A 24,346-nucleotide genomic window follows, 5' to 3' on the forward strand; every position below is an offset into this window, starting at 1 on the left:
TAAAATGGATGTTGAACAACAAGAAATCCAGCTAGACGAGTTTTATGAACTAGAAATTACCAAGCGGTTTAGCTACGTACATAAAGTTCTGACAGAGCAGGTGGCTAAGCCTATTAATATTCCAAAAGACTTTAGTTTGGAAACCTTAAAGCCTTTGTATCTGACAGCTAACCCTGACGAAATTGATTATTTTGATGATGATGTTTTTGCACATTCATATGAAAACCCAGGCCTGAACGAAATTTTGACTTTGTTATTGCCTGGTCAAAAAGCAAAATTCCAAATGGATTGGCTAGAAGGCTCTGAAGATAAAAGTCAGGTCTACTTAGAAATTTGGCAAGAAATGGTCGCTATGGCGGATTTAGGTATTGTCGATGGTTCACTTAAAGCACATTATGATGAAGAAGATGATGTAGTCATAAGTTTTGTATACAAAAACAAAGATGTTGAGTATTCATATCAAGCAGATAATGAACATTTAGATCATGAAGTTTTCGAAGACTTTAATGATTTTGCGAGTAGGTTTAATTTAGCTAGCTATTTTATTACTGATTTAGTTGACGAATATTTTGTGGCCGCGTATCTCGTTCCAGAAAAATCAAAAGAACAACTCGAAAAATATTCGCCTTTCCCAGGTTATTAAAAATAAAGGAAAGAAAAAAGGAAAGAGAAAGAAAAAAAGAAAGGGAAAAAGAAAGGGACAGGCATAAAATTTGGCCATCTAGATATATTGAACTATGATTAAATAGCATTCAATTTGTTTGGTTGGCTAACATGACGAGAGCAAGGCGTAACTTAATAGATTTAACTTCCAGCAGTTATTATCATGTTATTTCCAGATGCATACGTCGTTCGTATTTATGCGGTGATGATAGTTATTCGGGAAAAAACTTCGATCATAGACGTATTTGGATACAGGATCGTATCAAGCACCTTTCAACAGTATTTTCAATTAAAATAGCAGCTTATGCTATCATGAGTAATCATTATCACCTTGTTCTGAAAGTAAATAAGCAAGCAGCTAATTGCTGGGATGATGATGAAGTTATTAAGCGTTGGTACCAACTTTATAATGGTAACGTGTTGGTTGATCGCTATTTAGCAGGAGAAAAGCTAGATACAGCTTGTATATATCGCATTAAATTGTTTGTTCAAAAGTGGCGGGAGCGACTTTATGATATAAGTTGGTTTATGAAAAACTTGAATGAATTCATTGCAAGAGCTGCAAATAAAGAAGATAACTGTACAGGTAAATTTTGGGAAGGGCGTTTTAAGTCACAAGCACTACTAGATGAAACAGCCATACTGAGTTGCATGATATATGTTGATTTGAACCCTATTAGGGCAAAAATGGCTAACTCTCTGACCGATAGCGATTTTACATCGATTCAAGAACGGATAAAACAATTCGCGTCCTTTAAAAAACAAGAAAAAAAATCGCATAAAAACAATGAAATTTCAGTTCCTAAACAACCGCTAAAATTATTACCCTTTGGATCCTGTCAGGATGTAGGTACAATTCCATTCACACTCTACGATTATTTAGAGCTTGCAGATTATAGTGGAAGATTACTCCACCCTAAAAAACGCGGTTCAATATCAGAGAGTGAACCTAAAATATTAACAGTGATGCGTATTGAACAAGATAGCTGGTTAAATACGATTTTGTTTTTCAGGCGGCAATATGCTAATTTTTCGGGTTCAAGATCATCATTGTTGAAATGTGCGCATGAGCATCAGGGTAAGTGGTATTGTAGTGGTACAGTAGTTTTGGCCACCTAATAAGAAATGTTATGATTATTTCATAACCAATTTAGGTGACATATGACAAAGAAAAACCGTGTAACATATTCTGCAGCGATCAAACTTGAAACAGCTCAGTTAGTAATTGACCAAGGCTACACTCAAGAAGAAGCAGCAAAAGCTATGAATGTGGGTAAATCAACTGTGAGTAAATGGGTTGCCCAGTTAAAGGTTGAGCGAAGCGGAAAATCACCTTCAGCATCACCTATGACGCCTGAAAAAATTGAAATTCGAGAACTGAAAAAGCGTATACAGCGAATTGAATTAGAAAAGGATATATTAAAAAAGGCTACAGCTCTATTGATGTCGGACTCTCTGAACAATTCTCGATAATCGAGAAACTCAATAAGAGCAATAGTCACCCAGTTAAAACATTATGTGATGTATTTGGCGTACATCGCAGTAGTTATAAATATTGGGTTAACAGAGATAAATCAGTATCAACTGATGATTTAAGGTTATCTATTGAAATCAAAGCAATACATAAAGAAAGTAATGGCTCTGCGGGTGCCAGAACTATCTCTGATATTGCATCTTATCGTGGTTTTAATTTAAGTCGGTATCGAGCGGCTAAATTTATGAAAAAATTAGGACTGGTTAGCTCTCAACCGCCAAATCATAAGTACAAAAAAGCAAAGAAAGAGCATATTTCAATACCCAATTTATTAAACAGACAGTTTGATGTAATTGAACCCAATCAGTATTGGTGTGGTGATGTGACCTATGTTTGGATTGGTCACAGGTGGGCATATTTAGCCGTTGTAATTGATTTATTTGCAAGGAAGCCAATTGGTTGGGCTATCTCCTTGTCTCCAGATAGTGAATTAACAATAGCCGCTTTAGATATGGCTTATGAAAGCAGAGGAAAACCTAAAGGTATCATGTTTCACTCAGATCAAGGCTGTCATTACACAAGCTTAAAGTATCGTCAGAGGCTATGGAAATATCAAATAAAGCAAAGTATGAGTCGACGAGGAAATTGTTGGGATAATGCGCCAATGGAAAGGTTTTTTAGGAGCTTTAAAACTGAATGGATGCCGAAAAAGGGTTACATCGATTTTAAAGAAGCCAAAGGTGCAATTACTGATTACGTAATAGGTTATTACAGCGAGATCAGGCCTCATCACTATAATGCAGGCTTAAGTCCAAATGAATCAGAGCGAAGGTTCTGGTTAAATTCTAAAACTGTGGCCAAATTTAGTTGACCACTACATATAAAGGCGTAGGTTAGTAATTAATAATACCAAAAGATATTCCCCTCTTTTTGATTAAAGGTGAGTTTTGTTGGCAAAAATTCAGTTATAGTAATCTTTTGACTGAAATTAGCATGATATTAAGAAATAACTTCCTTAGTTTTCACTCCTAATTGGTATTTATGATCAAAATTTTTGTGTCTAATCATTTTTTAGGACGGCTAAATTTTATGTCTGTCCTTTTAATTCTTCCTTTTAATTCTTTGCATTCTAGATACAAAATGTTTATTTTTAAACAAAGCAGAATTAAAAATTTTAGTTCTTAGTTACGTTTGGCATCCTAATACCATAAAGATAACAAGGTATTGCCAAGTGTTAAATCATAGATGATTATTGCGTTTAAACGCGCTCAGCCAAGATTTTTTCAGCCTGTAAAAACCAACTAATTGTTTGAGCTAGATACTCCTTGCCATATAATTTAACAAATTGCTGAGTGTAATAATCTTTTTCGTCTTTTAAAGCTAAGATACGTTCACAGATGTACTCAGTGGTTAAATCCAAACCACATTCTACAGTAATACAATGCTGCCATTGCTCATAATTCGTAGGAAAAATTGATGTCTTCATTTTTTGTAAACCCCTTTATACACACATCTTAAATTTAATGAACCTGCCTATAGATCATAATAAATATCATTTACAACCTGATTTGATATAATATAACATATCATTAATTACAATTGATAGAGATATAAATTTGAAAGTCACAAAAGTAGTGATAGTGGGAGCCGGTCCGGCAGGTTTGGGGTGTGCCGTGCTACTCAAACAAATGGGAATTGAAGTAAATGATATGCTGATTTTAGAGGCTAAAACTATTGGTAGCAGCTTTAAAGCTTGGCCTAAAGAAATGTGCATGATCACTCCTTCTTTCCCAAGTAATGGTTACCATCAAACTGATCTCAATGCGATCACGCCAGACACTTCACCTGCTTTTACTTTAGGAAAAGAGCACCCAAATGGAGAAGAATATGCGCAATACCTGCAAAGCGTGGTTAATCACTACAAAATTGAAGTGACAGAAAATTCAAAAATTATAAAAGTTACACCTCATACAAATGACAGTTTCATCTTAAAGACTGAATCAGGGGAAGCTATACATACTGAATATTTAATTTGGGCAGGCGGTGAAATATCTTCACCGAAAGAAAACTCCTTTATCGGTAGTGAGCTATGCCTTCATAACAGCCAAGTTGGCACTTGGGATAATTGCAAAGCAGAACATTATACTGTAATAGGCTGCTATGAAAGCGGTGTAGATGCTGCATATAACCTGGCCATACGTAATAAAAACGTCACCTTGATTGATTCAAGTCAAGATCAGCTAAACACCTATGATCCAAGCCGAGTTTTGTGTCCTTATACAGCAGAAAGATTATCTTCTATGGCAAGTATGGACTTAGTTGAATTAGTTCAAAATTTTAAAGTGCGAGAAGTACGCCATAAAGAAGAACACTACGAAATTATTTCGAATGCAGGAGATATCTTAACTAGCCTTGGTCAACCAATTAACTGCACTGGCTTTAATACTCACTTAGGGCCAGTCACCGAACTATTTGACAAAGGGGCTGATGGCTATCCTATTGTCAATAAATTTGATGAATCGACACTTTATCGCAATTTATTTTTATCTGGCCCTCGACTATTACATAACAATATTTTGCTGTGTTTTATTTATAAATTTCGCGGCCGTTTCGCAACACCTTGCAGCATTATAGGTACTGAGCTTGAGTTAGATACTTCAATATTAAAGCACTACCAACAAGCAGGTATGTTATTAAGTGACTTAGCATGCTGTGAAACACAGCAGTGCTACTGCTAATAATTAGGGATGATTAATGTTAAACAAAAAGTTTTTGATGGCACTCAATTTATTTAACCACTCAGCCTTTCTCTTGATCTTTGCGATTATAACTGGCGCTTTACTCGGTGTTGCTTCCCCTGATTGGGGAAATAAAGTAAGCAGTTATATTGACCCAACTATTTTACTCTTAATTTTTTTATTGCTTTTTGAAGTACCATTAAAAGGCATATTTAAAGGTGCAACAAACATACGCTTTATCGCAATAGCTTGGATAGTAAATTTTTTGGTCATACCTGTAATAGGTTTTACTATTTCATCTTTATTTTTATCTGGCGAAGCACTATTTTACACAGGATTAGTTATTTACTTCATGGCACCATGTACCGACTGGTATCTAGGTTTTACACGTTTAGCCAAAGGCAATGTTGAGTTAGGAGCTGCTTTATTACCAATCAATATGATAACTCAGTTGATATTATTTCCGGTATATTTACTCATATTTGACACTATGGCGACAAGTAAAGTTGATTTAAATGTTTTATTTGAATGGTTTTTGCAGCCGTTAATTGCAGCAGCTATTTTACGAATTTTTTGTGGCCAATTTATAAATAAATTATTGCATCTATGCGATGTTGCAATACCTTTAGTATTAGCTGTATTAGTGTGCTTAATTTTTATGTCAAACATCAACCCGTTACTAGCCCACTTATCAGTTGTCCCTTTATTGTTACTAGCTATTTTTAGCTTTTTTACAATTACTTATGCCTTAGGGGAAATCATAGCAAAAGGTGCAAAATTAGCCTATCCTGAGCACTGCTTATTTACATTTACTACAGGCGCTAGAAACGCTCCTTTAATGCTAGGCCTCACAACAATAGCCATACCTGAACAACCTCTCATTTACGCTACTATCACGATTGGTATGTTAATAGAGTTTCCCCATTTAATAACATTAAAAGCCATCATGTTAAAACGACAAAAAACAAAAAGCGCTTGCCAACCCTCGAATCTTAAATGTTAAGAAATTATATGTAAGAAAAAATATACAAATTATAGACAGGCATAACTAAAAATTATGAACTAAAAATTATGGACAGGCATAGCTATCTTATTGATTATAAGTACCACGCTTTACAAATTAAAACTTAAACTAATTACAAGAAAGTCATTTAATTTGAAAATTTTGAGGGAGAGTAAACATAAGACAGTGAAATTCAATGAAATCTTATAAACTACAGTCACAACGAATTTAATCGCTAAATAGCAATTTAAATAAATAAGGTTTAGTAACTAAGCTGAGCCCTTATACCAACTGCGATTATGGCTATGAGCGCATTTCATTAAATATGACTAATTTTATTAGCATGATATGAAAAAATAACTTCCTTAGTTTTCACCTCTAATTGGTATTTATGATCAAAATTTTTGTGGCTAATGATGTAGGTTGATTTAAATCCAATTAGAGCTAAAATGGCAGACTCTTTAAAAGAGAGTGATTTCACATCAATTCAAGAACGTATCAAACAATATAAAATCTTTCAAAAACAGCCATATCATAAAAATTCAGAGATTACTCTATCACAGCAACCAAAACAGTTATTAAAATTCGGCTGTTCAGTAGATAAATATACACTACCTTTTACACTGTTTGACTATTTAGAATTAGCTGATTTTAGTAGTCGATTAATCACACCAAATAAACTTGGTTCAGTTAAAATAATCCAACCTGCATTATTAACTCAATTGAACATAGAAATAGAGACTTGGATAAATACGATTCAACATTCTAGGCGGCAATAAGCTAACTTTGCAGGTACAAAATCTGCGCGCATAAGCTGTGCGCATTCATATCGCCAAAGTTGGTACAAAGGGTGTGTTTAATATTAAATTGTAAAAAACATATTTTTTTAACAGCTATGAAATATGTAACAGTGCATTCTCTATTAACTAAATATGTCTACATATAAATACTCAGCCCTTAAAAACAAAAACCCTGATTAATTCAAAGTATAAAGTGAAATTATTTACCTTTATGGTGTGAATTTAAAGTGCATCGATAAACGAGCTTAGCTTTTTAATACTAAATGAGTCATTTTAATAAATTTAATATTCTGAAAATCAGCAGTATAGATTTGGGCGTCTAATTACTTTTAATTTATTTTTAATTTTTACTGCTTAAAGTCAAATTTTAAAATTTACAATTCAATTGTAAATTATTCAGAAAAAGTTAATCAAATACAGATGGTTAATTAACTTTAATTGTAGATGTTTAGATGTCCATAGATCTGAATGATATAATTTCTGAAAACTCAATATTAAAATGTTCTTAACAATTAGTTTACATGTAAGTGTTCCCAATATAGATTTATGACCAGTTTTAGTACCTATAAAAATACAAAAAGGAAATACAAATGAAAATAAATAAACTATTACCGTTTTTGAGTGTGATGTCATTGTCTGCATTTGGTCAAGCTCCACTGACAGAGGCACACATGTTGAAATATACGTCAAAAGCACAAAAAACGACAATAGGGGCTTCTGCTTCACTGAATCTAAAACTTAATCAGCATTACACTAAATTGAATCAAAGTGGTCAAAAAGTATTCACACAAACGGTTTCTCACCCTAATGCCAGTTATATCAAATTACATTTTAAAAATGTTAACTTAGCAAATGGTGCGAGCTTAGTGGTACGTTCAGAAGATGGGTTTGAGCGCTATGAATACAATCAAGCAAACATGAGTGCATCGACAACAGCATTAGGTGATGATGGGGTGAGTTCATTTTATGCTATGTCTATTTCTGCAGATAAGGTCATTGTTGAGTATACGACTTCGGCGGCAAATAATGCACTGGTATTAGATGCGAGCAGTCATCAGTTAAATGCAGTAATTGATAGCTATTATCATGGTACCGAAAATGAATTATCGCAATCTGTTGCATCAGATGTTGGTATTTACTCTACATGTGGAGAAATGGAGCGCAAAGATGTGCAATGTTGGGCTGAAACTAATCCAACCGAATATGAACGCACTCGCCCAGTAGCACGACTGTTAATGGGGGGATCGGGTTTATGTACTGGCTGGCGTGTTGGCAGTGATAATCGTATGTTTACAAACAACCATTGTGTTGATTCTGCAAGTGGGCTGGCAAATACCGAGATCTGGTTTAATTATCAACATACATCTTGTAACGGTTCGACATTAGATTCCGTGGTAAAAGTAACAGGCAAAGATCTTTTAAAAACTGATTACACGCTTGATTACACCTTATTTAGTATTAATGATTTTGCTAAAGCAGCACCATTTGGTTATTTTGGCCTGGATGTTCGTGATGCAACACAAGGTGAGCGTATTTATATTCCTCAGCATGGTTCAGGTAATCCAAAAGAATTGTCTATCGAATCAGATCAAGATAGTACAGGATTGTGTTCAGTAAATGATGCTAATGCAACAGGTCGTGGAACGGATACTGACCTTGGGTATTATTGCGATACAATAGGTGGTTCTTCTGGCTCACCTGTTTTAGCTGCACAAACTAATAAAGTAATAGCGCTGCATCATTTAGGTGGGTGTACTAATAAAGGTGCAAAGGTGAGTTTAATTTGGCCTCAAGTTGCGAGTCATTTCAATGGCCAAATACCTGATGGTGATAATGGGCCAGATCCGGTTGACCCTGTTGATCCAGTTTTAACCGTTCTAGAAGACGGAGTAGCTGTATCTTTAAACGGCTCAACTGGTTCTGAGCAGTTCTTTAGCTTTGAAGTTACAGAAAATAAAGATAAATTGTTATTTAGTACTACAGGTGGTACTGGTGACGCCGATTTATACTTAAAGCAAGGAGCAAAACCATCAGAATCATCCTATAGTTGTCGTCCATACAAAAATGGTAACGAAGAAACTTGTACTGTTAATAACCCTGAAAAAGGTACGTGGTTTGCAATGGTCAAAGGGTATCAAGGCTTTACGGGTGTTGCATTGAAAGCGCAAACAACAGAGGCTAATAATTGTGGCAGTAATTGTTTACAAAATGGTGTGTCAAAGAGTAATTTGGCGGGAGATACTAACTCACAAATTGTCTACACCATCGAAGTTCCAGCAGGTGTTACCTTAAATGTAAGTACTTCAAGTGGCTCAGGCGATGCTGATTTATACGTTAAAAAAGGTGCAGCGCCTAGCACAACAAGTTATGACTGTCGTCCATATAAAAATGGTAATAATGAGTCATGTGACCTAAGTTCAGGAACTGGTGGCACATACTTTATTATGCTTAATGGTTACAATGCATATTCAGGTCTTACACTGACAGCAAGTTATTAACTATTAATAATAATTTGACAATGGAATTATCTTTAGTCTCACTATTCAACAGTGAGACTATTTTTAATAGTCATTAAGTTAATAGATAATGCAAGTTAACTCAAAAATGGTTATTTTATTGGATCTGATTTTTTGAGCTAATTTTTAACATGAGCAAATCATGATCTGATAAATAAAAACCATCGCGTTGTCTTGCTGTGTTGATAATGTGATCGGTTATATGATTTTTTGATGTGTGCTTACTGGTCAAAATCCAATCTATATCCCACTTGTGTTTTTTCTTAAAATCACCGTGTGCATTGTAAGTTTTTCCATGTTGCATGTGACTGAAATTTTGATGCAGGTCTTTATAATTATTAGAATCTAAACTTTGTTGCAGTGAATAGTTAAAGTCACCTAACAAGACAGTATGATCAGGTTTTTGTTGTTCAATTAAGCGATTGACAATTGATGTGAGTAATTTCACTTGCTGATCATTTGAACCATCAAAATGCACATTCGTAACTAACCATGTTCCTTCTAAATCTGCTATTTTAGCTAGCATCCAAGTGAGCATACGAGGCCACTTACTCGAAGGCAATTTACTATCTACGATGTGTGGTGTATCAGATAACCATAAATCACCTGAGTCTATTACAGTAACGCTTGTTGGATTGATAAAAAAAGTAGGAAAAAAATTTTTTGACCACAGGCGATGAGTATTGACCATATCTAATGCTGGTAATTGGTGAGATAACTCATCAAGTTGTGCTTTATTGCCTTCTTGTGTTGCTAAAATTGATATGTTTAATTTGTCTGTTTTTACTCCAATGCCTTTAGCCCTTTTGTGCCATGGGTAAAGTTCTGGACTATGATCCGGAAGGACATGTTCTGGGGCAAAACGAATATTCCAAGTGGCGATTGTCATGCTGTCTTTAGGTGTTAATTTTGTTGCGCACCCTATAAATAAACAACAAGTTAAAATTATTGCGATTGCTTTCATCTGCTTCATACTATTGAATCAATATTGTGCACGTAAATTAAATCAATTTAATAACATTTACAACAGCTTAATTATTATGGTTTTTATTAACGTAAAATGATTAAAAAATTTAAAAAAGGCCTATCGATACACCTTCGTGCTATAGATCCATCACTGATTGCCAAAAGGTATTCACACAGCAAAAAGCGCATTACATTCTTTAACGGATTAATTTTATAAAATATATTGAGTAAACAACAAAACGGTGCTAATAAGCACCGTTTTTTATTTATGTTTTAATGTAAATACTTAATCAAATTATACAGCTTTAAGCTTTCGCTCTGGGATCTAGCGTTTTTGAAATCAAGTAAATAAGCTGCTCTTTGTGCGCGGCGCTAACCGTGTCACCTTTACGACGCTTAATCATATCTTTGATTTCTTTTAGGTTATAACGTGCTAATGCTTGAATACTTTGACCACTTGCACCTTGCTTATTGTTACTTGCGATTTTAATCAAACGGTTAACATATTCACGCTGAAGGTTACGTCTAAAGCTATTTACATCTTTTTTAGCATCAGCTTTAAAGATCGCTTTGGTTAATTCTGCAAATACTTCATCTAACTTAAACTCGTTACCGTATAGTTCAGTATCAACAATACGCTTTAACACAACTGGGTGTAGTACGTGGTTTAGTACCGACTTTTGTGTGCGTAATGCCATATCGTGGAACTTAGGATCTTCAGTTTTTGAGTAATTAAAGAAGAAACGGCGCTGAATTTGTAAGTGCTGTGCGAGTTCTTCATCAACTGAGAATGCATCTGGTGAAAATACAAAGTCACTGAGTACTTCCATTGCACGTCTTTGCTCTTTTTCTGGCACTGGCGTGAATGGCGTTTTAGCATTTTCTTGACCAGCAAACCCCCGCTCTACATAAACACCGCCGATATAGCGTGATACTACACCAACATTGTTATGATATTCGCGATTGAGTACGGCATAATCAGTTACTAATCCTTGGTAAGATTGACCTTCAACAACTGAGCGTTTTAATAAGTCAGACACTAATGTATTTACTCTATCTAAACGATCTTTAGCATAACCAATGGCATCATTTGATAAGTCATAAATATTAACGCGAGGATCAATTGCTTTACCTGGCGCACGCATATCATCAGCATCATTACCAAACGCATTTCCAGGTTCTGTTGAACGCGCTAATATTTTATCTAAACGTTGTTGCTCGGCTTTTTCATTCTCAAGTGGTGTTGAATAACCATATTCAATAACCCACTCATCGTATGGGCCAGTCATAGTGGTGTAGTAAGAACCTTGCTTTTTACCATTTGGTGCAAAGTTAATAGCAGGGTATTCCATTACTGAACCAGTCAAAGGCAAGTTATCGCTTGGCATAATTGATTGCACTTTATCTTTTGAGTGCAATTGGCTTGAACGCATGTTGTGGTTTAAGCCAAGTGTATGGCCAACTTCATGCAATACAAGGTAATGTAAGTATTCATCAACAAAACGTGACTTGTCAGCGGCACTTGCTGCTGATGCATTCAATGCAGCTTGTCCAAATTGTGCTGATTCTACCAGTGCTGAATGATCCTGATGGTGATCGGCATTATGTGCGCTGTGTTCGCCACTGAATATATCAAGTGCATTTAAACGACGCGTAAAGCCAGATAGCTCAAGCATAATGTCAGCACCTAAAATTTGTCCTGATTTAGGGTTGGCAAAGCTTGGCCCGTAACCAGAGAAAACAACTTTTGGTGATGATGTCCAACGTAATACATTGTAGCGTATATCACCTGCATCCCATTTAGCATCATCTGGTTGTACTTTCACTACCATTGCATTTTTGAAACCCGCTTTTTCAAATGCAGGATTCCAAGCTAGCGTTGCTTTTTTAATGATGTCTCTGTACTCAACTGGCGTGGTATTTTCAATCCACCATTCAATAGGTTCAACCGGTTCTGAAATAGCCGCATTTGGATCTTTTTTCTCTAAATGCCAACGGTTAATCACATCACGATACGGTGTTGGATCTTGTAATGCAGTCATATCGTATTTAGTTTGACCAAAGTAACCCACTCGCGGATCATCAAAACGCGGTTTAAAGTTATTCTCAGGCATCGCAACTAAACTATGGCGAATATGCAAGTTAATGCTTCTATCATCTGTATAAGCAAAGTCTGCTGTGCCAGGGCGTGAAACCCGTGGTCTCATAGGTGCTGCGCTGTCGTAAACGTATTCAATGCTTAAATCAGTATTTTGAGGGTAGTTATGCAGCGCTAAGTATTTTGTTTTATCTTTACTTAACTTACCTAAAGTACGTCTTGAGCCCGGTTTTTGTTTCGGGTTTTTTGACGGCTTTATTTGATCCAGTGCTTCTGTTAAAAAGATACTTTTTGCATCAATTAAAATATCACCCGTTTTTTCATCATGGGCTTTAATTTTAACACTGGCAATAATTGGGCGGTTAATATTCGCATCTTTAGCGCCACTGATTGCATTGTTTGGATCAAAGTAAAAATGTTGGTTTTCAGCACGAATTTCTATACGGTCAAATACACGATTAAATGTGTAAACTGAACTACCACGATAGCCACCTCTAAAACCAAAGTTTCCTGAGCCATCCATAATTTGAGAAAAATGAATAAATTCGCTGTTTAACTGAGATTCGTTTAGCTGAAGTAACACAGCGCCTGATTTTTTGTTTTGAAATAATTTAAATAGGCCATCATGTTGCGTGTGATCTTTTGTGATTTCAGCAATTGTTTTTTGTTTTTTGTCTTTTTTAGTTTCTGCTTTAGTCGCACTTTTATCAGCTGCAATTGTTGAGGCACTATAAAATGATGTGGTGATACACGCTGCTACACTAAGCGCGAGTACTTTTTTGTTAAATGTCATAATTATTCCTTACGGGTACAGTAACGAAAATATAACTTTTTACACATAAAATAGGTAGTAATGTAGGGTGTATTTCATAAAAAACACGTTAAAAATGACTGTTTTTCTGGTGATTAATTCGTTTTAGCAGTTTTTATGTGGGTAATGAGATAGTATCACACATATAATTAACCTTTTATTTTACAATTACCGCTTAAAAATTCCTCTAAAAATATTATCTATAACTATTATTTTCATTAAAACGCATAAATTTTGATTAAAAAATACTTTATTTGTGTTGCGAATTATCCTCTTTTTAGCAAGTAATTGATTGTTATTTTGTGAAAGCATATTTTTAAATTATTTTTACAAATAAAAATCATTATCATTTACATGCATTGTAATTATTGATATGTTACAACATATCACTAACTGCTGTTAATTTATAAAACTAATCCATAAGACACTTTTAGTTTATGTGGCTGCAAAGTTTTAAGTTGCCGGGCACCTGATATTGAAACAGTGATACTAAACATTTAAATGATTATAAATAGGATGAAAACATGAAAGTACTTAGCTCATTAAAATCAGCAAAAACAAGACACCCTGGCTGCCAAGTTGTAAAACGTAAAGGGCGTGTTTATGTCATTTGTAAAGAAAACCCGCGATTTAAAGCTGTTCAAGGTAAAAAGAAAAAAAAGTAATTTTTAAAATTGCATATTAAAAATGTCGTACACACATGTTGTACGACGCATTACGCTATACAACGCCTGCGTACATAAAATTTAACTAAATTAACTATTAACAGCCGCTTGTCATTTAATTTATTACTCTCAAATTATTTAACTGATGTGATTATTGTTAAAATGTAATCCAAACATCATCCTCAAACGTATAGCACTTGATTAAAACAACATATATGTTCATTTGGATTGAGAGTATTAATGCATTTTTCAAAATCAATAGATAATAGTGCTGTGATATGTCGATAAATTTAGTCTGGTTCAAACGAGACTTACGATTATCAGATCATGAACCATTAAGTAGGGCAATAGCTGATAGTATTCGTTCTGGTAGGAAAATACTGCTGTTGTATATATTTGAAGACCTTCAACTAAGTGATAGTCATTACTCAACACGGCATTGGCGTTTTGTATACCAATCTTTAATGGATATGCAGCAAGCTTTACCTGATCAGTCACTCTGGATAAAGCGCGGTAATGCGCTAGATATTTTTGATGAACTAAATCACAATCTGGATATTAATTCTATTTTTAGTCATCAAGAGATTGGATTAGGCAATACTTATCATAGAGATATTCAATTACAAAATTGGTGTAATTATCATCAAATCAATTGGTATGAGAGCAAAACAGGTGCAGTAATTAGAGGTTTATCAAATCGGAAAACTTGGGACAAAACTTGGTCTGCAATGATGCGAGCTAAAATTGAACCCACCTTAATCACTCAGGCTAAATTTGTATTACACAAAGATAAATATACACGTTTAGAGTCAGCTTGGTTAACCCAAGACACTTTAATGCAGCAAGGCGGAGAAACACAAGCTCAAAAAGTGTTGCACAGTTTTTTTGAGCTACGCGGCAAGTCTTATGCGTATTCATTATCTAGTCCGCAATTGAGTCAAACACATTGTTCAAGGTTATCAGCCTATTTATCTTGGGGAAATATTAGTTTAAGGCAAGTTTATCAAGCAACATTACAACACTGGGATCAAGTGGGTTGGAGACGTTCACTGGTGGCATTTAGTTCTCGGTTACATTGGCATTGTCATTTTATTCAAAAATTTGAAAGTGAACATACTATGGAGTATCAGCATTTAAACCGCGGTTATGACAATTTACCTACAGATACAAGTGCTAACGCAGCATTGAATTTGAATGCATGGAAAAATGGTCAAACGGGTTATCCGCTGATAGATGCCTGTATGTTGTGTTTAAAAAATACAGGATACATAAATTTTAGAATGCGCGCGATGCTGGTTAGTTTTTTAACCCATAATCTTGCACTAGATTGGCGATTAGGCGTGAAGCATTTAGCATCTGTTTTTTTAGACTTTGAACCAGGTATTCACTATAGCCAATTTCAAATGCAAGCGGGTGTGATGGGTATTAATACCATTAGGGTGTATAACCCAATTAAGCAATCTAAAGAAAAAGATAGTGAAGCGTATTTTATAACGACTTGGATCCCTGCTTTAAAAAAATTGCCACTGCCTTTAATACATGAACCTTGGCTTATGACTGATATGGAGCAAATTATGTATGGGTTTACTTTAGGAGAAGATTATCCAAAGCCAATTGTAGATATTGTTAAATCGGGTAAAACAGCTAGAGATTTATTATGGCAATGGAAGAAAAGTGATTTAGTCCAAAAAGAAGGTTATCGAATTATCGCGCGTCATGTGAGAAAGAATTAACACGATGGCACAACGAGAAAATAAATCTAAAGGGAAGGCTGTATTACCTCAAAAACTATGCCCAACTTGCAATAGATTGTTTAGTTGGCGTAAAAAGTGGCAAAGAGATTGGGACAATGTTATTTATTGTTCCAAACGCTGTCGCAAACATTAATACTTGGGTTTAAGTCATTTTATAAACTTATAAAAATAGGTAACGTGGTTTGATAATTTTTTTAATTGGTTATTTAATCTGTTTTTTGTTATTTTTAAGATAAATAACAGCTTGAACGCCTTGCTGATCAGTGCGATTTTGTAACGAAAGTTTACCGCCTTGCTGTTCTAACATATTACGAGATAAACTTAGACCAATGCCTTTACCTGTTTTTTTTGTGGTATAAAAGGGCACAAATAAATCATCAAAATTGCTGATCCCAGAGCCACTATCAATCACCATTAGTTCAACGCCGTTATCTTTTTCTTTGCTTTGTAAAAGCACACTTTGACCGGTTTTACTGGCTTCAATCGCATTTTTTATTAAATTTACTAAAACCTGTTCCAGTAAAACTTTATCTGCAATCACTTGTTTTGCCATTATGTTAATTTCAATATTAGTATCGAACAAAGTCAAAATACGATCAAAACACGCTTGTACAGATATGAGCTCTAAATGTACTTCATAATCTTTTGCTAAAGAGGCATAACGATTAACAAAGGTCATTAAACCACTACTGCGTGTGGCAATCACATCTAGCGCTTGGCATACGTCTTTATCTTCAGGCTTAAGCACATCTGATAAAGATTCAGCTAAAGATTTGATAGGTGAAAGAGAATTATTTATTTCATGACTCAATACACGCGTCATTTTATGCCAAGCTGCTTGCTCTGTTTGATATACTATTTGTTCAATATTAGTAAGTACAACAAGCTGATATTGATCATTTTTCATTGTAAACTGGCTATGCCTTAACTGCCATTTTTCTGTTAGCTGTTGATCTTGTAACTGCCAAGGAGATTTATTATTTTGTAGGTTATTTGTTTGTTTAAATCCTAACTTTTGTGCTTGAGTTCCTTTAATATTTTGCCATGGTTGTCCGTACCAACTTGAAAAGGCATCATTGGCATGTTGTAATCGATTAGATGCATCAAATACGCCTATCGGACTGGCCAATTGCTCTATTAGTCTGAGCACTAAAACAGCTTGTTGATCGTATTGATGTTTTCGAGTTTGTAATTCATCTGCCATTAGTGCAACTTCATCACTGAGCATTTTTATTGCACCATGATTAAACTCAGGGTTGGCTCTTAAAGAATAATCTTCTTGGCGTACAGCTTCTAAAACTGAAGATATATTAAAAAAAGGTGCTAACAAGGTTTGCCTTGCTTGCCAAAAAAAAACCCCTAAAATAATGCAAGTAAAAACGGTTACACTAACAAAAGTAAGTAATGGTGCCTGCGTTATAAGTAACAGCGCCAATAATAAGCCTATAACAACTAAGGTGAGGCCTATCGCACTTAAGCTAAGAAATTGCTCTAATGATTTAAATTTAAAACGGGCAGCTTTATTATTCACTTTGGTACCTAAATGATTTAAAAGTTAAACTTGTCAAGGCGTCGATAAATTGCACTTTTGCTGATCCCAAGTAATGCGGCGGCATCTTCTACATTATTTTTTGTTTGTAACATGGCCATTTTGAGTAATTTTTTTTCTGCCTCTTCTAAAGTCATAATGCTGAGTCCAGTACCATTATTTTGCTCTGATTGAATAACTGAGTTTTGATTATTCACATCTTTTATATCTGTGTTTTTACTTAGTTTAAAAGCTAATTCGTGGGTTTCTATTATGCCAGAATCATTCATTAATACTGCGCGGGCCATCATATGGCTAAGCTCTCTGACGTTGCCTGGCCAAGAATAATGGCATAAATGAGTTTGAGCATTTTGAGTAAGGGTCGGTTCAGGTAATTGATATTTTTCACTATGTTGTTTTATGAAATATTCCGCCAAAGGGATAATATCATCGACACGATTTCTAAGGGCTGGTACTTCAAGTTCAATGGTATTGAGCCTAAAATATAAATCAGTACGAAAGGCGCCTTGGTCTATTAAGGTTTCAAAGTCGGCATTTGATGCACAAATGATGCGACAATTGGCTTTATAGGTGTGATTATCACCGACACGTTCAAATTCATTGGACTCTAATACTCTTAATAACTTGGCTTGTTGCGCCAAGGCTAAAGTTCCAATTTCATCTAAAAATAAAGTACCATTATTGGCTGCTTCAAAGCGACCAATGCGATCTTGTTTGGCATCGGTAAACGCGCCTTTTTTATGGCCAAATAACTCACTTTCAAATAATGTTTCTGTAATTGCGCCAACATTAACATTGATACACTGACCTTTTCGGAGTGATGCGTGATGGATAAACTGTGCAATACAGCTTTTTCCTGTGCCATTTTCACCTCTTAAAAATACTGTCGCATCAGTTTTAGCAATACGCATAAGTTGCTTTTTAAGCTGTTGCATTTCATTGCTGTGCCATAAAAGAGGATTGTGTTTGCTGGGTGAATCAGATAATTGTTGCGGCTTGCTCGGCGCACTTTGTTGGCGCGCAATATCTGCCAATGCTAATTGCTTTTTAACCATCATAACCACCGCATGGTTATCCCAAGGTTTAGCAAAAAAATCTTTGGCACCTAGTTGCATTGCTTCTACAGCGAGATTGACACTAGACCAAGCTGTCATGGCAATGATGGGTGGGCTTGTGTTTGATGTTTGGTCTCGTAAAAAGTTGAGTCCTTCTTCACCGGATGTGGTATCAAACTCATAGTTCATATCAAGTAAAACTAAATCGATGTTATTCTGGCTTAGCAAGTCTTTAGCTGTTGCTAAGTCTTCAGCTTCTAAAATTCTATAGCCATGGTTTTTGAGTAAGAATTTTAAGCTAATTCTTACATCGCCTTTATCATCTACGATTAAAATGGTTTTTACTGTCATGACGTTATCTTTTTTAAAAGTGAAGCTTATGTAAACTGCATTGTTTATTTGAATTTTATGTTTGATTATCAGTTATTTACTATCTAATCAGTATTTTATGTTATCAGCTTTATTTAAAAACACAAAGCTTGGCCTAAAACCATAGGCCAAGCTATCGGTTTTATTCGCTTCTGAGCGCTTTTAATGGGTCGTCTATTACTACTTTTCTAACAGGTAGATAGCAAGCTAAAACTGAAATACTCATAATGACTGGCAAAGCGATTAATAAAGAAGTTAAATCAAGATTGATATTAGCTTGCCAAAATTTATCATTTAATAAATAGGTGATACATGCAAGACAACATCCGCTTAATACGCCAATAAACACAGGTTTGATATTTTGCTTAATTACCATTTTAATCACTGTATGTGTATGCGCACCTAAAGATAAATGTATGCCCAGCTCATAACGTCGCATTAATACACTGTAGCTTAAAACACCATATACCCCACCAGCAGCTAAACTTAATGCCAATAAAATGAGGCTGATTGTTAATAATGCTGTCAGTTGTGTTTCTCTTAAACGAATATCTAACAATTCATTTAAACTGCTAAATTGTGAGATACTTAGGTTAGGATCAATACCTTTGAGCAATGATTTAACTTGTTGAGTTTTTAATGGCGCCGTTGTTTTGATCTTAAAGCCTAAGCGTGTTGGTGAATACGGTAAATAAAATCGTTCAGTCGCATAGCTACTTCTTCGGTCGGGTACATAAATATCACGTACCACACCCACAACAGTTAAAGGTGTATTTATTTCAGTTTGTAATACCTTACCAACCGCTAACTCATCATTAAAAAGACGCTTAGCTAATGATTCACTGACTATCACCTCTGCAGGTGCAGGTTGTTCACCTGATATTGGTGTAAATCCTGTGCCGTTAACAAATTCATGCTGAAGTAGTGCAAAGCTATTTGTATCAAAAAAGCCAACACTAAAGATCCCTAACATAGTATTTTTGACATCATATAAGTAAATCTCCCACCCCATATGTAAGGGAGTAACAGCTGTTTTAGCAACATCATTGACTTGTGCTTCAGCTCTTAGGGTTGATTTGATTTCATTTGATAAAGTTAAGTATTGCGTTCTTTCAAGGCTACCAGCATCAACACGTAAATAATGGACGTTTTTACTATTAAAACCTATGTCTTGATTTAATCTATTGATTGCTGGCGTTAATACTGATGTAGCACCAAATAATAATAGAGTAGCGAAACCTATTTGGCTAGCAACTAAAACATTACGAGTAAAATGAGATATTTGAGCGCCTGTGCCTTTTCCGCTGCTATGTAAATGGTTGTTAAGTTGTGAATAATCTACTTGTTTTGCACCGATCCAGGCCATAATAAAAGCAATGAATAAGCTAATAAAGGCACTGATGAAGATAGTCATTTCATCAAGCTCTAAACGTTGTAAGCGCGTAAACATATATTGTAAGTCAGCGTCTAACCATACCATGATCCAACCAGCTAAAATAAGACCAAATAAACAAGCTGTTAGACATAATATTAATGCTTCAGCAAACATGCTCATAAATACGTGTTTCGGTTGTGCGCCAAGAGCAGCTTGTATGGCCATTACATTTTGTTTTTGAGCAGCACGAGACAAAAATAAATTGGTTAAGTTACTAATCGCGATCAGTAACAGTGTAATCACACCAGCGAGTAAAATGAGTGCCATATCTGTGCTACGTGCAATAATTTTTTGTTTCAAAGGTAAAAACTGCGCACCTATGCTGGTATTAGCGGCGACACCTTCTCTTCCTTGATATAAGGCATTTATTTGTGGGCCAAGTTCACTATTTGCTTGTGTTAAACTCACGCCTGTTTTTAATCGCGCAATACCGTTTATGCCTCCTGTGATACTATCCCAATTTGAAGTAAGAGAGACTTCTTCATCAAAACTGATGAAAGCATCAACTGGAAAACTGCCAAATACTTCAGGAGCAACAAAATCTTCACTTGTTACACCTATTATTTGATAGCGGCTTTGTCCTAATTGCGTATATTGCCCTACGATATCAGATAGGCCTTTAAAGTGTTTTTGCCAGCTTTTATAGCTTAAAATAATCACTTTTTGCTTATCATTAATGCCCTCATTGTCATTGAAATATCGTCCTAAATGCATGGCAGGACGAAGTAGACTAAAGTACTCAGGGGTGACGCGCATACCATCTAAATACGGGGCTTGTGCTAAATCTGTTAATCTATCACCAAATAATGACATCAGTGCCATTTCATCTATCACAGTATCATTGCTGTAAATGTGAAATTGCGCAGATAGAATTTGAAAACCGTATTGCGTTTCGCCATTGATGGTTTCACTTTGATCTGTTGTTATTAAATTGTCGGCATTTGGGTAAGGCAGTGGTTTACTCAGTACTAAATAGTTAATATTTAGTACTACAGCCAGTGCAGCTAACGTTAAAGATAAAGTAGCAATAACCGTAAAACTAAAGCCTGGTAACTTAAGTAAGTTGATAAATGCCAGTTTGATGTCTTGCTTAAAGAAGCTTTTAATTAAATTCATACTGCCAGCTCCATTTTTAGCTCATCAGCCATAATGCCATCAAGTAAATGCAGTTTGCGTGTCGCAAAATCAGCATAGCGAGGGTCGTGTGTTACCATGCAAATGGTTGTACCCGAACGGTTTAATTCTGCCAACATTTGCATAATAGCATCACCATTTGTTGAATCTAAGTTACCTGTTGGTTCATCTACTAATAGAATATCAGGATTGTTAACAAGCGCTCTTGCAATGGCAATGCGTTGCTGTTGTCCACCAGATAGCTGATTTGGTTTATGTTGTGCTCTGTGACTCATTTTTACTTTTTCAAGACACTCTTTTACGCGATTATTAACCTCTATATCGCTTAACGCATCCGCTCTATATCTCAATGGCAGTGCAATATTGTCATAAACGCTCAGTTCATCAATTAAATTAAAAGATTGAAAAACAAATCCGATATGTGCATTGCGCAATGTGGCACGTTCATTAATCGTTAAAGCACTGGCATCTTGTCCTGCGAGGATAAATTGACCTGATGTTGGTGCATCTAATAAACCCAGCAAAGTGAGTAGGGTGGATTTACCACAACCTGAGGGTCCAGAAATTGACACATAATCACCATCAAAAATCTCTAAGTCGACACCTTGTAGGGCATGGGTTTGCATCTCGCTAGTTACGAAAGTTTTAGTGATCCCAGTCATTTTTAGTTTGCTAATTTGATTCATTTTGATTCCTTTATTTTTATAGATTTTTATTTAGCGATTACATCAAAGTTAGGGTCGAATGTGCATGCCAGCGAGACATATCCGACAGTATAAACTGCTCAGCAGCTTTAGCACCGGAAATGATTTCAATTTTATCATGGGTTTGCGCACCAAACTGCAATTTGATCTGTTTGGCTTCATCGATACTTTGATTTAATCTGAAAAGGTGAGCGCTTTGGTCTTGTTCAACACCGATCGGTTTATTGATATAAAGTATATTCTTGCGAAGTCCGGTATCTATTTTTCCTTGGATATTTAACTCAGGTCTCGCGTTGTGTGTCAAAGCACTGTTTAAAACGACTTCAACTTCAACACTGCCATTGTTGATCACGGGATCAATTCGGCTTACAACGCCATTTATGATCCCACCTCGGGTATCTATTGCGACATTTTGTGACAGCTTAACTTGCTGCATTGTTGACTGAGGTACACTTAAAAGGGCGTACAATTGATCTGTGCTACCAACCAAAGCCAGTTGTTGGCCAAAACTGACGCTTTGCCCTATCTCAACACTTAAAGATTGCACGACTCCTGTGATCCCCGCTGTTACCGTTAAAGCGTGAAATTGTGATTGTGCTACATTTTGAATTTCTTTTTGCGCATCTATATTGGATTGTGCAATTTTAAGATTGGCAATATGCAACGCTCTGAGCTGTTCAATACGTTGTTGCTCTATTTTTAATCGTCTTGTTAATTGGCGATGTTCTAATAAACTACGCTGATAATCGATATTAGAAACAATGCCTTTATCAATTAGTTGTTGTTGTGCGTTAACCTCCAGCGCTGCGCTCTCTAAAGAAGAACGTAAAGTTTCTAGTTGTGCTTTTTGCGCAAGTAACTCACGTTTTTGATTGATTTCAAGTTGAGTGAATTGATTTTGACTTTGATTAACGCTGCGTTTGGCCTCTGAGAGTGCTTGCGATATCAGTGGATCGGTTAATTTTAGTATTACACTGCCAGATTCGACCAAAGCACCTGGCTTTAATATAATTTTATCTACTGTAGCATTACTTTTAGCTGTTAATAGTCGAGAAGTTTTTGATTTTAAACGACCATATGCAGATACATGTAATTGTAAATCGCCACGTTGTACTGTACCGGTCCAGATATCATTCTTGTTTACTTTACTCGCACCACTTGGTTGTAATACAAGCCATAAGATGAGCGAAAATAATATGATTGAGAGGCTTGCCCACTTTAGCCTATTTGATTTTTTATTCTGAGTTACTTTAACGTCCATCTGATATTCCTTACTATCAAGTATGAAATATCTATATCAAGTGCTGTGCCAATGTGTAAGTTATTATATTTAAAGGAATATTATTGAGTTTATATTTTGTTTTTTAATCTGGTTTTACGAAATCGACAAAAATTCCCGAAATCAAAAAGATCAATTATAAATGAATTGATATAAAGTCGATGGAAAATATTACAGAGTTTTGTCGGCTAAACTACTGAAGTGGAGGATGCAATCAAGTCATACAGTTGCTAGTGCAGCAGGATTTACTCTACTTTCATTTGCAGCTACTGCAGGTTACTGGGATTTTGCGGTATAGGGTTATGTTGACGACAGCGGCAAAGTTGTAGGTACCTATTACAGACCTTGTTTTGGCAGAAAAGGAGTGCTGCGAGGTGTGAAAACTGATAAGAAGATACTTATTGAAACTGGTACTTGTAAATAGTTTAAATAAAAATTTGGCATCATTATGAAATTAACAATAAAAACAGGTTTAATTGTTGTGCTAAGCGTTTTAGGTACATCTGCTGCATTCGCTGCATGGTATCCAAGTAATCATCAAGAAAGGCAATATTATCATGATGTGGCTAAAACACAGCATGCAGGATATACCATTCAATGGTGTAGTGGTAGTTTTAGCAAATATGGCCAGATCACAGAACATTATACAATTGAAGAAAACTTTCCTTGTAGAGGTGATGGCTTAAATTAAATGGGTTTCTATTAAAAATTTACAGCCACTATATAGCTTTAGTGGCTGTAAAATATAATCTGATTGACCTTATTTTAAGAAGGCCAATTGGTTTAGACTCAGTTGTAATAGATCAAGTATATGAATATACAACTGATGGTGTAACTTGGTTACCAATTCCTGGCGCAACATATCAACTTGAAAAAGGAGTAAGAGTTCATGGCGGAAACAATGTTTTTTATTTCAGTAAACAGAGTGTTGGTAATATCTCAAATAACTTTCATTTTGAAGTTGAGTATGCCATTGGCCCAGTTGTTAATACGCACCTAACGAGAATAGGAGTGATTCCATTTCGCTATTGTACTATTGCTAATTTAAGTGACTATACAAGTCGGGTTGTAAGGCTTAGACAGTAATGAGCAGGGGTCAATTAATGACCCCTTAAGAAAGAATTTAATTTGTAACAGTTTTAAGTATTTTAAGCTTAAGCCAGTCTTTAAATATTTTGGACTGAGTATTTTCCTGGTCAATCACTTGACAATCATTGGCTTCTTTTAAATCAGAAAAACAATAATCGATCGCTGCTTTATCAGCTTTAGCTTGATTGGAAAATCCATATGAATAGCCATAATCACCACTTTCGGAAATAGCCCAGCTTTTAAA

At 35.4% G+C, this 24,346-nt stretch carries 20 protein-coding genes; 12 read left to right on the forward strand and 8 right to left on the reverse strand.

Annotated features, from left to right (window positions below):
* The first annotated feature begins 4 nt into the window (after positions 1 to 4).
* From PSA_RS22085 to PSA_RS24925, 3 genes are all read left to right on the forward strand, one after another.
* The gene (locus PSA_RS22085) at positions 5 to 643 is read left to right on the forward strand and encodes a hypothetical protein (RefSeq protein WP_042143147.1); all 639 of its coding nucleotides are present in this window, start codon (positions 5 to 7) and stop codon (positions 641 to 643) included.
* 131 nt (positions 644 to 774) lie between these two features.
* Positions 775 to 1,782, forward strand: a complete 1,008-nt coding sequence (locus tag PSA_RS22090) for a transposase (protein WP_052379832.1) — start codon at positions 775 to 777, stop codon at positions 1,780 to 1,782.
* A gap of 42 nt (positions 1,783 to 1,824) precedes the next feature.
* A protein-coding gene (locus PSA_RS24925; RefSeq protein ID WP_371257788.1) for an IS3 family transposase occupies positions 1,825 to 3,008 on the forward strand; the annotation gives its coding sequence in 2 pieces (ribosomal slippage) (positions 1,825 to 2,083 and positions 2,083 to 3,008; 1,185 coding nt in all).
* A gap of 387 nt (positions 3,009 to 3,395) precedes the next feature.
* Here the strand turns inward: PSA_RS24925 and PSA_RS22105 are convergent.
* Positions 3,396 to 3,623 carry a hypothetical protein gene (locus tag PSA_RS22105; RefSeq protein ID WP_042148541.1) on the reverse strand — a complete coding sequence of 76 codons (228 nt, stop codon included), beginning with the start codon at positions 3,621 to 3,623 and terminating at the stop codon, positions 3,396 to 3,398.
* A gap of 130 nt (positions 3,624 to 3,753) precedes the next feature.
* Between PSA_RS22105 and PSA_RS22110 the strand changes: the two genes are divergently transcribed.
* From PSA_RS22110 to PSA_RS26950, 4 genes are all read left to right on the forward strand, one after another.
* Positions 3,754 to 4,875, forward strand: a complete 1,122-nt coding sequence (locus tag PSA_RS22110) for an NAD(P)/FAD-dependent oxidoreductase (protein ID WP_082305872.1) — start codon at positions 3,754 to 3,756, stop codon at positions 4,873 to 4,875.
* 16 nt (positions 4,876 to 4,891) lie between these two features.
* Positions 4,892 to 5,878, forward strand: coding sequence for an arsenic resistance protein (locus tag PSA_RS22115; protein ID WP_052380110.1), 987 nt, complete (start codon positions 4,892 to 4,894; stop codon positions 5,876 to 5,878).
* A 449-nt stretch (positions 5,879 to 6,327) separates the two neighbouring features.
* Positions 6,328 to 6,657 (forward strand): hypothetical protein, encoded by a 330-nt coding sequence (locus PSA_RS22120; RefSeq protein ID WP_052380109.1) that lies wholly within the window; start codon positions 6,328 to 6,330, stop codon positions 6,655 to 6,657.
* 611 nt (positions 6,658 to 7,268) lie between these two features.
* Entirely contained in the window at positions 7,269 to 9,176 is a 1,908-nt protein-coding gene (locus PSA_RS26950) for a serine protease (RefSeq protein ID WP_042148537.1), read from the forward strand.
* Positions 9,177 to 9,291: 115 nt separating this feature from the next.
* On the opposite strand, the gene PSA_RS22130 is transcribed toward PSA_RS26950, so the two are convergent.
* The gene (locus PSA_RS22130) at positions 9,292 to 10,167 is read right to left on the reverse strand and encodes an endonuclease/exonuclease/phosphatase family protein (protein ID WP_127924177.1); all 876 of its coding nucleotides are present in this window, start codon (positions 10,165 to 10,167) and stop codon (positions 9,292 to 9,294) included.
* 298 nt (positions 10,168 to 10,465) lie between these two features.
* A complete protein-coding gene (locus PSA_RS22135) occupies positions 10,466 to 13,051 on the reverse strand; it encodes a zinc-dependent metalloprotease (RefSeq protein WP_042148533.1) in 2,586 nt (861 codons plus the stop codon).
* Between the two features lie 542 nt (positions 13,052 to 13,593).
* Between PSA_RS22135 and ykgO the strand changes: the two genes are divergently transcribed.
* The 3 genes from ykgO to PSA_RS24930 all read left to right on the forward strand — a co-directional run bounded on the left by ykgO (position 13,594) and on the right by PSA_RS24930 (position 15,621).
* Positions 13,594 to 13,734 (forward strand): type B 50S ribosomal protein L36, encoded by a 141-nt coding sequence (gene ykgO, locus PSA_RS22140; RefSeq protein ID WP_042148530.1) that lies wholly within the window; start codon positions 13,594 to 13,596, stop codon positions 13,732 to 13,734.
* 278 nt (positions 13,735 to 14,012) lie between these two features.
* Positions 14,013 to 15,467: a cryptochrome/deoxyribodipyrimidine photo-lyase family protein gene (locus PSA_RS22145; protein WP_042148526.1), complete on the forward strand. Its 1,455-nt coding sequence runs from the start codon at positions 14,013 to 14,015 to the stop codon at positions 15,465 to 15,467.
* A 4-nt stretch (positions 15,468 to 15,471) separates the two neighbouring features.
* Positions 15,472 to 15,621, forward strand: a complete 150-nt coding sequence (locus PSA_RS24930) for a DUF2256 domain-containing protein (RefSeq protein WP_082305873.1) — start codon at positions 15,472 to 15,474, stop codon at positions 15,619 to 15,621.
* Positions 15,622 to 15,690: 69 nt separating this feature from the next.
* Here PSA_RS24930 and PSA_RS22150 read toward each other — a convergent pair whose 3' ends face one another.
* The 5 genes from PSA_RS22150 to PSA_RS22170 form a co-directional block, all read right to left on the reverse strand.
* Positions 15,691 to 17,019 (reverse strand): PAS domain-containing sensor histidine kinase, encoded by a 1,329-nt coding sequence (locus PSA_RS22150; RefSeq protein WP_042148525.1) that lies wholly within the window; start codon positions 17,017 to 17,019, stop codon positions 15,691 to 15,693.
* A 17-nt stretch (positions 17,020 to 17,036) separates the two neighbouring features.
* Positions 17,037 to 18,443: a sigma-54 dependent transcriptional regulator gene (locus tag PSA_RS22155; protein WP_042148522.1), complete on the reverse strand. Its 1,407-nt coding sequence runs from the start codon at positions 18,441 to 18,443 to the stop codon at positions 17,037 to 17,039.
* Between the two features lie 160 nt (positions 18,444 to 18,603).
* A complete protein-coding gene (locus tag PSA_RS22160) occupies positions 18,604 to 21,012 on the reverse strand; it encodes an ABC transporter permease (RefSeq protein ID WP_042148520.1) in 2,409 nt (802 codons plus the stop codon).
* Positions 21,009 to 21,716, reverse strand: coding sequence for an ABC transporter ATP-binding protein (locus tag PSA_RS22165; RefSeq protein ID WP_042148518.1), 708 nt, complete (start codon positions 21,714 to 21,716; stop codon positions 21,009 to 21,011). Before PSA_RS22165 ends, PSA_RS22160 begins: the two co-directional genes overlap by 4 nt.
* 37 nt (positions 21,717 to 21,753) lie before the next feature.
* The gene (locus PSA_RS22170) at positions 21,754 to 22,995 is read right to left on the reverse strand and encodes an HlyD family secretion protein (RefSeq protein WP_042148515.1); all 1,242 of its coding nucleotides are present in this window, start codon (positions 22,993 to 22,995) and stop codon (positions 21,754 to 21,756) included.
* 466 nt (positions 22,996 to 23,461) lie between these two features.
* On the opposite strand from PSA_RS22170, the gene PSA_RS22175 reads away from it, so the two are divergent.
* Positions 23,462 to 23,704, forward strand: coding sequence for a hypothetical protein (locus PSA_RS22175; RefSeq protein ID WP_042148511.1), 243 nt, complete (start codon positions 23,462 to 23,464; stop codon positions 23,702 to 23,704).
* A gap of 41 nt (positions 23,705 to 23,745) precedes the next feature.
* Positions 23,746 to 24,099, forward strand: a complete 354-nt coding sequence (locus PSA_RS22180; protein ID WP_042148509.1) for a hypothetical protein — start codon at positions 23,746 to 23,748, stop codon at positions 24,097 to 24,099.
* Positions 24,100 to 24,346 lie beyond the last annotated feature (247 nt).

It is taken from the genome of Pseudoalteromonas sp. '520P1 No. 423' (assembly GCF_001269985.1).
Lineage (GTDB): Bacteria > Pseudomonadota > Gammaproteobacteria > Enterobacterales > Alteromonadaceae > Pseudoalteromonas.